The sequence below is a fragment of the Mucilaginibacter humi genome (genome assembly GCF_013087555.1).
Map to the genome: position 1 here is coordinate 1 of NZ_JABFCR010000034.1, position 13,289 is coordinate 13,289.

Below are 13,289 nucleotides of genomic sequence, written 5' to 3' on the forward strand. Positions count from 1 at the left end.
GTTGTTGCCATTTATGGTATATGGGTTTACCGCCGCAACACAACGCGGATGCCACATCAAAAGATTACTTTTAGCAGAGGGCTCGCTTTACCTGGTGGGCACTGGCGCCTTCCCTTATCGCTTCAAATATTTCGGCCGAGCAACTTATCGGCATGAGCGGATCGGGCTTTGATGGGCCTGGCCATAGCCAGTTATGAGTGGCTGGTAGCAGCCACGCTGATAATTGTAGCGGTATTTTTATCCCCGCATATCTTAAGAATAAGATCTTTACCATGCCGCAGTTTCTTAATCAGCGGTATAATAGCACGGTAGCCATGATCATGGCTATTTTTGGTTGTTATTATACGTGGTGGTTATCCTAACGTCGATATTATACTTAGGCGCGCTGGCTGTAAGTGATATATCCGATGTAAACATTAATGTATGTATCTGGGGCATGGCCATATTTGCCATTATTATCACCCCTGGGCGGTATGAAAGTTATTGGATACACAGATGTTGTTCAGGTATTTTTCCTTATCCTGGGCGGCCTGGCAACTACCTATATCGCGGTTAACCTGGTATCAGAGCATTATGGACAAACCGGTATATTAAACGGCCTTAAAATAATGAAGGAGCAGGCAGGCGACCACTTCCATATGATATTCAATACCAGTAACCCCAACTACCTTGACCTGCCGGGCCTGAGTATATTAATTGGCGGTATGTGGATAGTTAACTTAAACTATTGGGGCTGCAACCAATACATCACCCAGCGTGCTTTAGGTGCCGATTTGAAGACTGCCCGTGGCGGTATATTATTCGCGGCTTTCTTAAAGCTGCTGATGCCGGTTATTGTGGTACTGCCGGGTATTGCCGCGTTTATCCTTTATAAACAGGATGTATTTAGCTTCCATGATAAAATGTGACCATCGGTGGCGAGGTTAACCCGGACAGGGCCTACCCTATCCTATTAAACTTATTACCATCGGGCTTAAAGGGCCTTTCGTTCATGGCGGTTAACCTTTAATTCAGATAAAAAGGAATATTGGGGAGCCGGCATAACCAACAATTCAATCTTAAAAAGCGAGACTGTAAACTGGCATGGCAGGGACAATTCTATTAATATTACTTTATCGCCTTTAGCTGCATCGGTATTTAAAAGAGTATAAGCAAATGATGAATATAACAGCATACTTTGATGATCTTCCGCATGACCGTAAGGAGCCAATGCAGGCCTTATGGAAGGTTATTGAAGATAACATCCCCAAAGGCTTTGCCCCACAGTTTTACTACGGTATGCCGGGTTTTGTTATACCACACTCGGTATATCCGGCAGGCTATCATTGCGACCCTAAATTACCCCTTGGGTTTATTTATATCGGGTCGCAAAAAAAACTTTATTGTGATGCATCATATGGGGCTCTATGCTAATAAAGCCCTGCTTAATTGGTTTACTGCAGAATATCCTAAACACAGTAAATATAAACTGGATATGGGTAAAGGCTGTGTCCGGTTTAAAAAGCCAGACCACATTCCGCTTGACTTAATAGGGCAACTTGCTGCCCGGGTTACCCCGCAGCAATATATAGAGGGTTACGAACGTGCAATAAAGCGATAAGGGTGTAACAGAGACTGGAGAAAACTACTTTGCCCAAACTTTATTCTCAACGCTTATCCTAACCGTTAGCATGGCTGCATTTAGCAGGGTGAAGGTTATCGCGGTATAGTAAAGGTGAAATACCAGCGGGATGAGGGCTATTTCGCAAACCACCTCCATATAATTAGGGTGCTTGAAAATTTTGTAAGGCCCTCTTTTTACGGGATATACACCGGGTATGCGGTAGATCTTGGTGTTCCAGTATTTGCCTAATGATGATAAGGCCCAAAACTTAAAGGCCAATACCAGCAGGAACGCTGTTAAAAATCCCCAGCTGATAGGTGTACCGCCGCGCCAGTTATACTCGGCAATTATTGATATGATAAATAGTGTATGCATAGCCACCATAAAAGGATAATGGCTTTGCCCGTATTGTATGGCTCCGTTTTGCAATAGCCATTTCTCGTTACGGCTTGATATGTATAGTTCTGACAGCCGTTGTAGTATCAAAAAAGAAATGAAGATGATAAAATACATATTAGTTTTTAGTAAGCTTTAGCAATACCATCTCGCTCGAAAAGCCCGGCCCCATAGCCATCATCAAACCGTAACCATCTTCAAATCCGTCGCGCATAAATCGTTCTAAAACATATAAAACGGTGGCGCTGCTCATGTTGCCGTTATCATTCATAACCGCACGGGTTTTATTTAAAAAGTCGCCTTCAATACCTAATGCATCAGTATAAGCGTCCAATACCTTTTTGCCGCCGGGATGAAAGATAAAGTTTTTAATATCGCTTAATTGCAGGTTATGCTTAGTTAAAAATTCGGTAATATCCTGCTCCACGTTCTCGTGTATGAAAGTAGGGATATCTTTCGAGAAAAGCACCTTAAAGCCCGTATCCCGGAAATCCCAGCCCATTACGTCCAGCGAGTCATAGTATAATTTGCTGCTGGATGCGATATAATCAACTTTATTACCTGATGTGGTATAATTGTCGCCTTTGATAATACAAGCCGCTATGCCGTCCGAAAACAGGCTTGAGCCAATGAAATTGCTCTTGCTGTAATCACTTTTAATCAAAGTTAATGAACATAGTTCGACGGCAACTAATAACACAACAGCATCCGGGTTTGCTAAGGCAGCTATATTGGCTTTTGCCATTCCCGACACTCCGCCGCCACAACCCGGGCCCCATAACGGACTACGGTTAACGTGCGGATTTAACCGCATTTTATTAATGATCAATGCATCAATACTTGGTGTAGCCAGCCCGGTGGTTGACACAAATACCAGTCGGTAATATTTTCCTTCTTTACACCCGCTTTAACAATGCAATCCTCAATAGCCTGTACCGAGTAGTTTAATGCGTTCTCAATGTAATCATTATTGCGTTCCTCGAAAGTATTGGGCTGGCCATAATAAGAGAGTGGCTTTACAAAATTACGGGTGATGATCTCGGTATTATCAAACGCGAATATCAGCCTGTCCGTTTGCGGAAAATTAGCCGAAAACAAGTCGTGAGCCTGCTTTTTTACGTCTTGCTGGTTTGTTTTATACGGAAGATCGATGGTAGCTGTCGCTGCTATATGGGGCATATTTTAAATACGTAGTTTTTAATTTGCAGTTGCCCTATAATAATCAGTAAGAAGCTTAATTGTTTTAGCCTCACCCTACCCCCCTCCAAAGGAGAGGGGCTTTAGTATTGTGGTTAATAAAGAAGCTAATAAAGTCCTCTCCTTTGGAGAGGATTTAGGTGAGGCTATAATATGCTCCGTTTAACGCCTAACTCCAGTCCCCGCAATTCAGCCAGGCCCTTCAACCTCCCTATCACCGAATAGCCCGGGAAGGTATCATAGTTGAAATCATCCAATAACTTATGGCCATGGTCAGGGCGCATAGGGATGGCAATATCTGTACGGCCTGCTTCCTTACGTTTCTTTTGCTCTAATACCGGGGCTTTCATAACCGCGTACATATCTGTGCTGCCTTCTAAGTGGTTATCTTCATAAAAACTACCATCAGCTTCGCGTTTAACGTTGCGTAGGTGCAGGAAATGAAAATGCTGACCCAGCCGTTCAACTATGCCGGGAAGGTCGTTGTCGCCACGCGCGCCTAACGAGCCGGTGCAAAACGTTAACCCATTACTTGGCGAAGGGATAGCGTTTACCACATCGTTCAGGTCCTGCTCTGTCGATACTATCCTCGGTAACCCGAATATAGGGAACGGTGGATCGTCCGGATGTACGCACATCTTTATACCCAACTCTTGGGCAGTAGGTATAATAGCCTGTAAAAAGTAAGCCATATTAGCTTTAAGGGTTTTGGCATCCACGCCATCATAACGGCGGATGATGTCTTTAAACTGCTCTACCGTCATTACATCTTTGGTACCCGGCAAGCCCGCCATCATGTTATTGGTTAGCAGCGTTACTTCATCCGCGCTCAGGCTGTCAAGGTATTGTTTGGCATCTGCCTGCTCTTCGGCTGTGAACTCATTAGCTGCTTCGGGGCGCTGCAGGATGTACAGGTCGAACGCGCGCCAGGCCGGTGCATGGAAACGCAGGGCCGATGCCCCATTTGGCAAGCGGTAGTCAATATCACTGCGGGTCCAGTCTAATACGGGCATGAAGTTATAGCATACCACGCTTATACCGGCAGCTGATAGATTCTTTAATGTTTCGATGTAGTTTTTGATATGCTGATCGCGTTCGGGGCCGGCCGTTTTAATACTGTCGTGTACGTTTACGCTCTCCACAACCGACCATTTAAAGCTCGCGGCCTCTATAATGTCTTTGCGTTTTTTTATTTCGTCAAGGCTCCATACTTCGCCGGTAGGGATGTGATGCAGCGCGTTAACAATGCCGGTGGCGCCGGTATGGCTTACAGCCTGTAAAGTAACGGCATCATTAGGGCCGTACCAGCGGAATGTTTGTTCTAAATCTGGGATCATTTTAGGGTGATGTTTATTAGATACAAATAAACGTGATTTTATGAGATAGGAGAATAATTGTTTGATTTTATTTTGATCCGGGTGCGCACCCGATAACCGCTAAAGGTGGTTATCAGGTTGGATAAAGTGGATCAGATTTTTTGAAAAAAGTCCCGGTTTGCGGCCGGGACTTTTAAATTATGTGTTAATGATCTTACCAGAACATCGAATATAAAGCAACCAATATGCCGCCAACTATCAATGTACCTACAGCAAAAACTTTTGATGTTTTAAACATGCTGGCATCAACCTCAAGGCCGTGAACTTTTTGCCATCGGCATTCTCAATCATCGAGATGATATACATACCTATCACGCAAATCAGGAATACAAAGCCCATACGGTCAATAAACGGCATCTCGTAAACGCCGGCGCCGTTTTTATCGGCGAAGCCAAATTTATAAAGCGGCTCCAGGTTAATATAGTTAGGCATCACTTTAAAGCCTACCGAAAGGATAAACCCGCCAATGGTTGCAAATAAAGCTGCGCTTGATGTTGTTTTTTTCCAGAAGAAACCTAAAATAAACATGGCAAAAATACCCGGCGACACAAAACCGGTATATTCCTGGATGTATTGGAAACCGCCTTTTTGTCGATACCTAAATGGGTACATAATACCACACCCAATAACATAGCCACAACTACAGTTATTTTACCAATAACAACCATTTGTTTATCGGTTGATCCCGGATTAATTTTCTTGTAAACATCCAGCGTAAATATGGTAGCAATACTGTTTGCTTTACCCGCTAACGATGCCACAACCGCCGCGGTAAGCGCCGCGAACGAAAGGCCCTTTAAGCCCGATGGTAATAAGTTTAATAGGATAGGGTAGGCCCTGTCCGGGTTAACCTCGCCACCGATGGTCATTTTATCATGGAAGCTAAATACATCCTGTTTATAAAGGATAAACGCGGCAATACCCGGCAGTACCACAATAACCGGCATCAGCAACTTTAAGAAAGCCGCGAATAATATACCGCCACGGGCAGTCTTCAAATCGGCACCTAAAGCACGCTGGGTGATGTATTGGTTGCAGCCCCAATAGTTTAAGTTAACTATCCACATACCGCCAATTAATATACTCAGGCCCGGCAGGTCAAGGTAGTTGGGGTTACTGGTATTGAATATCATATGGAAGTGGTCGCCTGCCTGCTCCTTCATTATTTTAAGGCCGTTTAATATACCGGTTTGTCCATAATGCTCTGATACCGGGTTAACCGCGATATAGGTAGTTACCGGCCGCCCGGGATAAGGAAAAATACCTGAACAACATCTGTGTATCCAATAACTTTCATACCGCCCGGGGTGATAATAATGGCAAATATGGCCATGCCCCAGATACATACATTAATGTTTACATCGGATATGGCACTTACAGCCAGCGCGCCTAAGTATAATATCGACGTTAAGTTAACCACCACGTATAATAACAACCAAAAAATAGCCATGATCATGGCTACCGTGCCGTTATACCGCTGATTAAGAAACTGCGGCATGGTAAAGATCTTATTCTTAAGATATACGGGGATAAAAATACCGCTACAATTATCAGCGTAGCTGCTGCCAGCCACTCATAACTGGCTATGGCCAGGCCCATCTTAAAGCCCGATCCGCTCATGCCGATAAATTGCTCGGCCGAAATATTTGAAGCGATAAGGGAAGCGCCAATTGCCCACCAGGTAAGCGAGCCCTCTGCTAAAAAGTAATCTTTTGATGTGGCATCCGCGTTGTGTTTGCGGCGGTAAACCCATATACCATAAATGGCAACAACACAAAAGTAAATTGCAAATACTGCGTAATCGCCGTTTGTCAGCTTATTCATTTTTCTATTAAAGTTTATAAATTGGTTTGACAATTATAAACTTTAAATAACGCTTTAGCAAGCTATATAGAATATTTTGCCTCGCCCCAAGCACTCTCCTTTGGAGGGGGTGGGTGAGGCTCTATTTACTAACGGTTATTTGGTTAGGCTGCGATGCGATGACCTGTATAGTGTTTTTATAAAGCTGCAACACGCCGGTTACGCATAAATGCTTGCGTTTAATATTTGCCCAATCCAACTGCAGCTTATTGCCTTTTATGGCGATGGTGAATTTGGCATTGGTGTGGTTGCCGCCCATATACAGGTTAGTCACTGTATCGCTTATGATCTTTACTTCATATACAACATCGCATAAGGTTGCTGTTTTATTGATATGATCGCGGTACTCATCAGGCGCCAAAGGTTTTTCCCGGGCCTTTGTGGTTGCACCAAAGCCGGTTATCAATACAAACAGGAGTAAGAAGTTTTTCATGGTGATGTTTTTGCGATATACTGATACAACAACAAATAAAGTGCCGGTGTTCGCAACATCAAATAATTATTACTTGCTGTAGCGCTATTGTCTTCGATATCGTTTCATAGGGAATTAACCACAGTTGAATGCAAACACTTGCTTATGAAAAACATTTTATTTTTTGCCTTAACAATTACATTAGGCTCATTAGCCTGTAAAAAAGCCGACGTAGCATTAGAAGGCGGCCTTAACGGGCAATGGGAACTGCGAACCGTAAACCGGGGCTATAGCGGCAAGGTTATTAATTACCCTATTGGAAATGGTCAAAAGTTAATATTCGCCGGCAATACCTATAAGATAATGGCTCATGATACGGTGAAAAAACAGGAACATTTACCCTTGTAAGGGAAGTTAGCCAGGTTTATAAAACAACCGGTACCCGTGTCATTTATAATGATGACAAGAATGGGGTAAAAACCTTTTTAGAGGTTGACGGGAATACGCTTAGAATTTCTCCCGATGCTTATGACGGAGGCTATAAAAGCTACCAACGGATAGGTGAATTTGTGGTTGATTGATTTAAACCAGCATCCGGTTAACCCTGCAAACTACCGGATGCTGGCGGTAGCATCCGTTTTATTAACTTTAGTCAATATCCCTGGTCGTATTTAATCTCACCGTTGTTTAACAATATTACTTTTACCTGCGCTTGCCTGATATGCTCGCTTGCAGCTATTGCGGGAAAATCTTTTAAATTATACTTTAACAAAATGGTGTCTTTAGACAGGTATTTCCACATGCCAAGAAAGCTTGTTTTTCTTTGAAAGTTATCTGCAAATAACACGAAAGTGCCATTCACATCAAGTTTAAGGCTTTTTATATAGGTTGTTTCGTTGCTATAATAAGTGCCGGGTACAGGGCGCCTTACGGTGCACGATGCCAGCAACAACAAAAAGCAGAGGTGCTTTTTCATGATGAGGTAATAATTAAGGGTTAAGTTAAAATTATATCTTTAATTTTATAAAAGCAAGGATTATTCTTACTTGTCCTGTAATTGTTCATGTTTTAACGGTAAATGCCGCTATAAGGTTTCTGATTGATAACATTTTAATAATGAATGCATTATAATTCGTTTTCCTAGTTTACTACTAATTAATAAATTTGCGGCATGGCTATAACACCCGCTACTCTTAATGATGTACCCGAACTGGTTAATTTGATCAACTCTGCCTATCGCGGCGAATCCTCCAAAAAAGGCTGGACAACCGAGGCGGACCTGATAGAAGGGCAAAGAATAAACAAAGAAAGCCTTGAACAACAAATAACTGACCCGCAAACCGTCATCCTAAAAATACTGACAATGAAGGCCTGATAACCGGTTGCGTTTACTTACAAAAGCAAGGTGATAAAGTTTACCCGGGGATGCTTACGGTGTCGCCAACCCTGCAAGCCAATGGGCTGGGCAAGCAACTGCTAAATGCCGCTGAAGATTACGCGCGAAGCATTAATTGCACGGCAGTCACGATGACGGTTATAACCACGCGTACAGAGTTAATAAACTGGTATGAACGGCGCGGGTATAGTAAAACCGGCCAAACGGTACCATTAATTATACCGGAGCAGTTTGGCAATTTAAAACAGCCGTTGAGTATGTATATTATGGATAAAATCATATAAAAGATGTCATTTCGATACGAGGTACGAGTGAGAAATCTTAAACGAGCGATCCGCCGCATGAGGTATAAGATTTCTCACTACGTTTCGAAATGACAACTTTATAAATACAAAAAGGCGATGCATTTGCATCGCCTTTTTGTATTCGAGAAATCTTCTTATTTCAACTCGGCAGCAAAGCCACCGTTGCGTACCATTGTGATGGTCATTTTATCGCCTGCTTTAACCTGTTTGGTTTTGCGGCGGTAGTCCATTGCCCGGCGGCCGGCGTTTATGCCATCCTCAAAATAAGTCATGGTATAAGTTTTACCTTTCTCCAAAAAGTCGAAGTTCAGTTCAACATTCCGCGTTTGTTCTTTACCATTGGTTATACCACCAATAAACCACTTGTCGCCTTTGCGTTTGGCAACTACGGCAATCTGGCCCGCATTAGCTACCGGGCTTTAGTCTCGTCCCAGGTGGTAGGTACACTGGTGATGAATTGGGTGCAATCCAAATTTCGGTAGTATAAAGTAGGGTTATCAGCTAACATTTGTATCCCGCTTTCAAATACAACAAATAAGGCCATTTGGTAAGCCCGGGTGCCAATACTTGCAGCGTTAGGGCGGGCGGCACGGTAAGCCTCTGGCTGCATACTTATCATAGCGCCCGGTGTATAATCCATTGGGCCAACCGCATTACGCATAAAAGGGAAGTACACACTGTTATCAGGAATACAGCCACCCATTTGTTCCATGCCACGCACACCTTCGTACGATACCAGGTTAGGATATTTATACTCTAAGCCTGATGGTTTGAACGCGCCGTGGAAATCAACAAAGATTTGATTTTTGGCGGCTTCTTTAACCACATTTTCATAGTAATTAACCATCCACTGGTCGCTGCGGTCCATAAAGTCAATTTTAACCCCTTTAATGCCCCACTCGTGGAAGGTTTTAAACAGGTCCATGTTGTTATGTACCGTTAACCGGGTTAACCAAAGTATGATATCAACGTTTTTTGTTTTTCCGTAACGGATCAATTCCTTCAAATCAACCTTAGGATTTGGAGTGTATGGGTCGGTAGTACTTTTTGCCCAGCCTTCGTCCATCACAATATATTTAACGCCAAATTTTGAAGCGAAGTCGATATAATATTTATAAGTATCCGGGTTATAGCCCGATACAAAGTTTACATCCGGGCCGTAAGGCGCGGCATCGTTCCACCATTCCCAGCTGGCCTGGCCGGGTTTAACCCGGGTAGGTTCGCCGATAACACTTTTAGCCGCCAGTTTAAGCGTCATGGTATTTTCCGGGATCTGCTTATCGTTACTGGTGATCACAAAGTAGCGCCACGGGAAATTACGGGTGCCGGTAGTTTTAGCAATATAATCAGCCTCTTTTAAAATACGCTGACTACGGTCGCCCTGCGGGCCAAACTCTAAAGGGGTTTTGGCGAAAGTACCTGTCGCGCCATTCGCGCCGTTACCTTTCAGGAACATGCCCGGGTAATCAGACAGGTCGCTTTCGCTGATCAATATTTTATATTGTTTTTTAGTGTCGATCAAAACGGGTAGGGTCGACATTTTATCCTCGGCTTTCCAACCTGCCGATGAGATGTGTGAGTAGTTTTCCTCGTACGAAGTTTTGAAGCCGTTAGCCTGCTGTAAATTCAATAAATAGTCTTCAGGAAAGTTAATAGCGAAGTCCTCATTTAAAACCTCCACATCACCTTTTTTGGTGGTGATAAAACGATAAGCCACTCCATCATCAAACGCGCGGAACTCAACCGAGTAATCGCCTTTAAACGTTAATAGTAAATCATTGTAAACGCTTCTAACCGTCGAGAATTTAATAGGCATATAAGGTTTGATGGTTTCATCGCCCTTGGTTTTTTTGGTGCCGGTTAGCTTTGGGTTTTCGCCCAGTTTGCCGGTGCGCAGGTTAAGCGCCAAGTAGTTGCGGGTTAGCAGGTCGGTATTATTGCCTGATATAGTATAGTATATTTTATCGCCCGGGGTTACGGTTACTTTTATCTGCCCGTTGGGCGATGCAAGGTCGATAGTTTTTGCGCGCGTACCTGCACGGTCATACCGGCACATAGCAAGGCACAGCAAATAAATTTGTTAATAAGCGTCATGATTAAATTGGTTGGTTTATTATAGCGCTTTAAAAGTAGCTTTTTTATTATTTAAGCGGAATGTTTTTGCGGAAACGTTTGCGAAGGGTTTTGTTAACCGATCAACTTATGCAAGTGTTCAACCAACTGAGGAGATTGAAGCATTAGAAATGCAATAATCTGAGGTTTGAGAGCTTCGAAAATCTCATCTGCTAATTTATTCCCAGTATAACTAGCAATCTTCCCTAAAGCAAGTTGGAAGTAGCTTTTTTTACCGAGAGGATATTGTGACTGCAGTGCTAAGAAGTCAATCTTGATTTGATTCCTGACATCTTCAAATTCATTGTATAAAACTTCCTCACCTGCTTTTAACTCATCGAGTTTATAAAGTATCAGATCCAACTTGGAATTTAAATCATATTTTTCTTCATACGTGAAAGTGTTTGTGTCTAAATTATAGCCACTTTTTTTAATAGGCCTGCGAGAAAATATTGAAAATCGGCAAAAATTTTATTTTCTTCAACAAGTTTATTTTCAGCATATTCTTTTTGTTGAAGATTTTTTGAAATATGTGATTTGGCATCTTCATTGTGTTTGTTTTTTATATCGGAGATATGTAATAAAATCTCCCTAATGAAAATCAATTGGTCGGTTTCAGACTGTAAATCCCAAAATTGAGTTGATAATTCAGCTTTAATCGGATCAATATTCCCATAGCCGTAAATCAAAGATCCAACGCTAAGATAACTGTTTATAAAAGATTTAGCTTTGCCTTTTACAAAATCTTCGAAACCAAAATCAAAGTCGGGAATCTCAATATTCATAAATATATTCGTAAGTGGTTTTAAAGATAGTATTTTTTCATTGTCGATTCTACGCCCAATCGTACCCAACTACCTTACCATTCAACTTCCATTTCTTAGGCGTTAAAGTTTCCATCCAATCCAGCGGCTCGCCTAATGGCTGTACTTTGGCAGCTTGTGCGAAGGCGGTTTTAATAGCCGCTTTTTGTGCTTCGCCCATGGCTTCGGGTTGTGCGGAGATGAATAGCGGCGCGCCGCTTTGTGCCAGCAGGTCCATCCATTGTTTGTTGCGTGCCCATTCTATTTTGGTGGTCAGGCCAACGCAGTCGCCGTCAACCGCGTAAAATTTATTATGCTGCGGCAGGCGGAAAGCCATGGTATTTACGCCCATGCGTGGCGTGCGTTCCCATTCGTTGCCGCTGGTATCATCGCCAATTCGGTTGAGCTCGAACAAGCCCGCGCTTAAATGGCTCATGGTATTACAGCCAATGATATAAATACCATCGCCCGCCGCCTGGCGGATAGCGCGGTAAAGATCGAGGATGATCTCGGCATTGGTGCGGGTGCGGTCGTTAAAGTTCCAGCCTGGTACGGTAAGCTCATTCTTCATGTCAAAACCCCAGCGGCCCAAAATATCATAGGTACTAAAATCATGCTTCACCAGTTCAAATCCCCAGTCTTTATAAAAATCGAAATTTCGTTTTACACGGGCGATGTTTTCGGGGATAGTAGGGTCAAGCACCGGCTTTTTGCACCGCCGCGGCCCTTAATGGTTGGCGCAAGCAAGCTGGCTTTCTCATCATGCCGGGCGCATAGCGGTCGCATCCACAAGCCGGGGCGCATGTTGCTTCTCTTGATCTCTTGGGCCATAGCGTGCATATCTTTAAACTTATCGTTAGGTTTAGAGAAGTCGTCGTTCCAGCCGCCATCACCAGGCAGGTAAGGCGAGTAGGTGGCCCAACCTGCGTCTATCACCGAGAATGGTTTGTTATGTGTATCCGTAACCAGCTCGCTCATCATGGCGGTGGTTTTTTTGATCAGGTCGAAATTGTTGTTACCATAAGCAAAGTACCAATCATTAATACCATATACCGGTTGTTTGGGTAGTCGCGGTTTCTCACACATCATCCCGCAAAAGCGGTGATCGGTTTGAAAAGGATTCTCGCCAGGTTTGTTTTGCATAGTAACGATATCCGCGCCGTGCAGTATACGGTTACCCAGCATCACCCCATTACCACCCGATTGGGTATCTAACGTAAGCTCCAAAGCATCGGCGCTTAAACCCCACCAGCAAATGGTGTTGGTACCGGTTTTTACGCCAAAGCAGGCAGTATGCTTTGCATCGTGTATCAATACATACCATGGATTTTTAACATTGGCCGGATCTTTTTTCCATTGCAGGTCGCCGTATGAGCGTTCCCAGTGATCGCCCAAAAACATTGCGCCTGCAGGCATTTTATGTTTCGGGATAAACGCACCGCGTTTAACTGTCGGGTAGGCGAGGTAATATAAACACCCTTGGCATTGCCGTTGATTTTGATCGTCACCTCAATATCCTTATAACTATATTTAGTGCCATTACTGCCAGTTAGCTTGAACCATTCACTGCCGCTTTGGGCCCAAACCTCGTTAGGTAAGGCTATGGCTGTTGTTTGTGCCGATGTTGCATAAGTTAACCTGCTCAATAATAAAGCTACGGTTGCAGTGGATGTTAGTTGAAGGAAATGACGTCTTTGCATGGTTATGAGGGTATAATTGGTTGGCTAAACTTACAAGAAATTAGCTTTTTATTAAACTATATTGGCATATTTCTGCATTTCTAAGTTCGCAAATACAGATAGCGAAAATATTACCGCCGACAGGTG

At 43.3% G+C, this 13,289-nt stretch carries 19 protein-coding genes and 2 pseudogenes; 7 read left to right on the forward strand and 14 right to left on the reverse strand.

Annotation, left to right across the window (positions count from 1 at the left end; genetic code table 11):
• The 4 genes and pseudogenes from HK413_RS08250 to HK413_RS17445 all read left to right on the forward strand — a co-directional run.
• Nucleotides 1–1,000, forward strand: a pseudogene (locus HK413_RS08250) (sodium:solute symporter family transporter); the annotation flags it as partial.
• A 40-nt stretch (nt 1,001–1,040) separates the two neighbouring features.
• Nucleotides 1,041–1,151: a hypothetical protein gene (locus HK413_RS22155; RefSeq protein ID WP_394353152.1), complete on the forward strand. Its 111-nt coding sequence runs from the start codon at nt 1,041–1,043 to the stop codon at nt 1,149–1,151.
• Between the two features lie 4 nt (nt 1,152–1,155).
• The gene (locus HK413_RS17440) at nt 1,156–1,413 is read left to right on the forward strand and encodes a hypothetical protein (protein ID WP_246230069.1); all 258 of its coding nucleotides are present in this window, start codon (nt 1,156–1,158) and stop codon (nt 1,411–1,413) included.
• Entirely contained in the window at nt 1,397–1,600 is a 204-nt protein-coding gene (locus HK413_RS17445; RefSeq protein WP_246230071.1) for a DUF1801 domain-containing protein, read from the forward strand. The genes HK413_RS17440 and HK413_RS17445 overlap by 17 nt, the downstream gene beginning before the upstream one ends.
• A gap of 24 nt (nt 1,601–1,624) precedes the next feature.
• On the opposite strand, the gene HK413_RS08265 is transcribed toward HK413_RS17445, so the two are convergent.
• From HK413_RS08265 to HK413_RS08290, 6 genes and pseudogenes are all read right to left on the reverse strand, one after another.
• Nucleotides 1,625–2,116, reverse strand: a complete 492-nt coding sequence (locus HK413_RS08265) for an isoprenylcysteine carboxyl methyltransferase family protein (protein ID WP_217452175.1) — start codon at nt 2,114–2,116, stop codon at nt 1,625–1,627.
• A 1-nt stretch (nt 2,117) separates the two neighbouring features.
• The gene (locus HK413_RS08270) at nt 2,118–2,867 is read right to left on the reverse strand and encodes a type III polyketide synthase (protein WP_175269842.1); all 750 of its coding nucleotides are present in this window, start codon (nt 2,865–2,867) and stop codon (nt 2,118–2,120) included.
• Nucleotides 2,825–3,178, reverse strand: coding sequence for a hypothetical protein (locus HK413_RS08275; protein ID WP_175269843.1), 354 nt, complete (start codon nt 3,176–3,178; stop codon nt 2,825–2,827). Before HK413_RS08275 ends, HK413_RS08270 begins: the two co-directional genes overlap by 43 nt.
• Before the next feature lie 164 nt (nt 3,179–3,342).
• Nucleotides 3,343–4,533: a mannonate dehydratase gene (uxuA, locus tag HK413_RS08280; protein ID WP_175269844.1), complete on the reverse strand. Its 1,191-nt coding sequence runs from the start codon at nt 4,531–4,533 to the stop codon at nt 3,343–3,345.
• A gap of 193 nt (nt 4,534–4,726) precedes the next feature.
• Nucleotides 4,727–6,396 (reverse strand): annotated as a pseudogene (locus tag HK413_RS08285) (sodium:solute symporter family transporter).
• A 121-nt stretch (nt 6,397–6,517) separates the two neighbouring features.
• The gene (locus HK413_RS08290; RefSeq protein WP_175269845.1) at nt 6,518–6,868 is read right to left on the reverse strand and encodes a hypothetical protein; all 351 of its coding nucleotides are present in this window, start codon (nt 6,866–6,868) and stop codon (nt 6,518–6,520) included.
• A 144-nt stretch (nt 6,869–7,012) separates the two neighbouring features.
• On the opposite strand from HK413_RS08290, the gene HK413_RS08295 reads away from it, so the two are divergent.
• A complete protein-coding gene (locus tag HK413_RS08295; protein ID WP_175269846.1) occupies nt 7,013–7,255 on the forward strand; it encodes a hypothetical protein in 243 nt (80 codons plus the stop codon).
• 244 nt (nt 7,256–7,499) lie between these two features.
• On the opposite strand, the gene HK413_RS08300 is transcribed toward HK413_RS08295, so the two are convergent.
• Entirely contained in the window at nt 7,500–7,823 is a 324-nt protein-coding gene (locus HK413_RS08300) for a hypothetical protein (protein WP_175269847.1), read from the reverse strand.
• Nucleotides 7,824–8,018: 195 nt separating this feature from the next.
• Here HK413_RS08300 and HK413_RS15170 point away from each other — a divergent pair, with 195 nt between their 5' ends.
• On the forward strand, nt 8,019–8,222 hold the full coding sequence (locus HK413_RS15170) for a hypothetical protein (RefSeq protein ID WP_217452176.1): 204 nt from the start codon (nt 8,019–8,021) through the stop codon (nt 8,220–8,222).
• Nucleotides 8,223–8,272: 50 nt separating this feature from the next.
• Nucleotides 8,273–8,527, forward strand: a complete 255-nt coding sequence (locus HK413_RS22160; protein ID WP_394353151.1) for a GNAT family N-acetyltransferase — start codon at nt 8,273–8,275, stop codon at nt 8,525–8,527.
• 155 nt (nt 8,528–8,682) lie between these two features.
• On the opposite strand, the gene HK413_RS17450 is transcribed toward HK413_RS22160, so the two are convergent.
• The 7 genes from HK413_RS17450 to HK413_RS08335 all read right to left on the reverse strand — a co-directional run bounded on the left by HK413_RS17450 (nt 8,683) and on the right by HK413_RS08335 (nt 13,163).
• Complete coding sequence (locus HK413_RS17450) at nt 8,683–8,943, reverse strand: glycoside hydrolase family 97 C-terminal domain-containing protein (protein WP_317169402.1); 261 nt, start codon at nt 8,941–8,943, stop codon at nt 8,683–8,685.
• Between the two features lie 14 nt (nt 8,944–8,957).
• Nucleotides 8,958–10,619: a glycoside hydrolase family 97 catalytic domain-containing protein gene (locus HK413_RS08310; RefSeq protein WP_246230072.1), complete on the reverse strand. Its 1,662-nt coding sequence runs from the start codon at nt 10,617–10,619 to the stop codon at nt 8,958–8,960.
• Between the two features lie 116 nt (nt 10,620–10,735).
• Nucleotides 10,736–11,023, reverse strand: coding sequence for a hypothetical protein (locus HK413_RS08315; RefSeq protein WP_175269848.1), 288 nt, complete (start codon nt 11,021–11,023; stop codon nt 10,736–10,738).
• A 47-nt stretch (nt 11,024–11,070) separates the two neighbouring features.
• Nucleotides 11,071–11,445 carry a hypothetical protein gene (locus HK413_RS08320; RefSeq protein ID WP_175269849.1) on the reverse strand — a complete coding sequence of 125 codons (375 nt, stop codon included), beginning with the start codon at nt 11,443–11,445 and terminating at the stop codon, nt 11,071–11,073.
• 49 nt (nt 11,446–11,494) lie between these two features.
• Complete coding sequence (locus tag HK413_RS08325; protein WP_175269850.1) at nt 11,495–12,166, reverse strand: alpha-amylase family protein; 672 nt, start codon at nt 12,164–12,166, stop codon at nt 11,495–11,497.
• Nucleotides 12,127–12,858 carry an alpha-amylase family protein gene (locus HK413_RS08330; RefSeq protein ID WP_217452177.1) on the reverse strand — a complete coding sequence of 244 codons (732 nt, stop codon included), beginning with the start codon at nt 12,856–12,858 and terminating at the stop codon, nt 12,127–12,129. The genes HK413_RS08325 and HK413_RS08330 overlap by 40 nt, the downstream gene beginning before the upstream one ends.
• Nucleotides 12,774–13,163, reverse strand: coding sequence for a hypothetical protein (locus HK413_RS08335; RefSeq protein WP_175269852.1), 390 nt, complete (start codon nt 13,161–13,163; stop codon nt 12,774–12,776). Before HK413_RS08335 ends, HK413_RS08330 begins: the two co-directional genes overlap by 85 nt.
• Nucleotides 13,164–13,289: the final 126 nt, after the last annotated feature.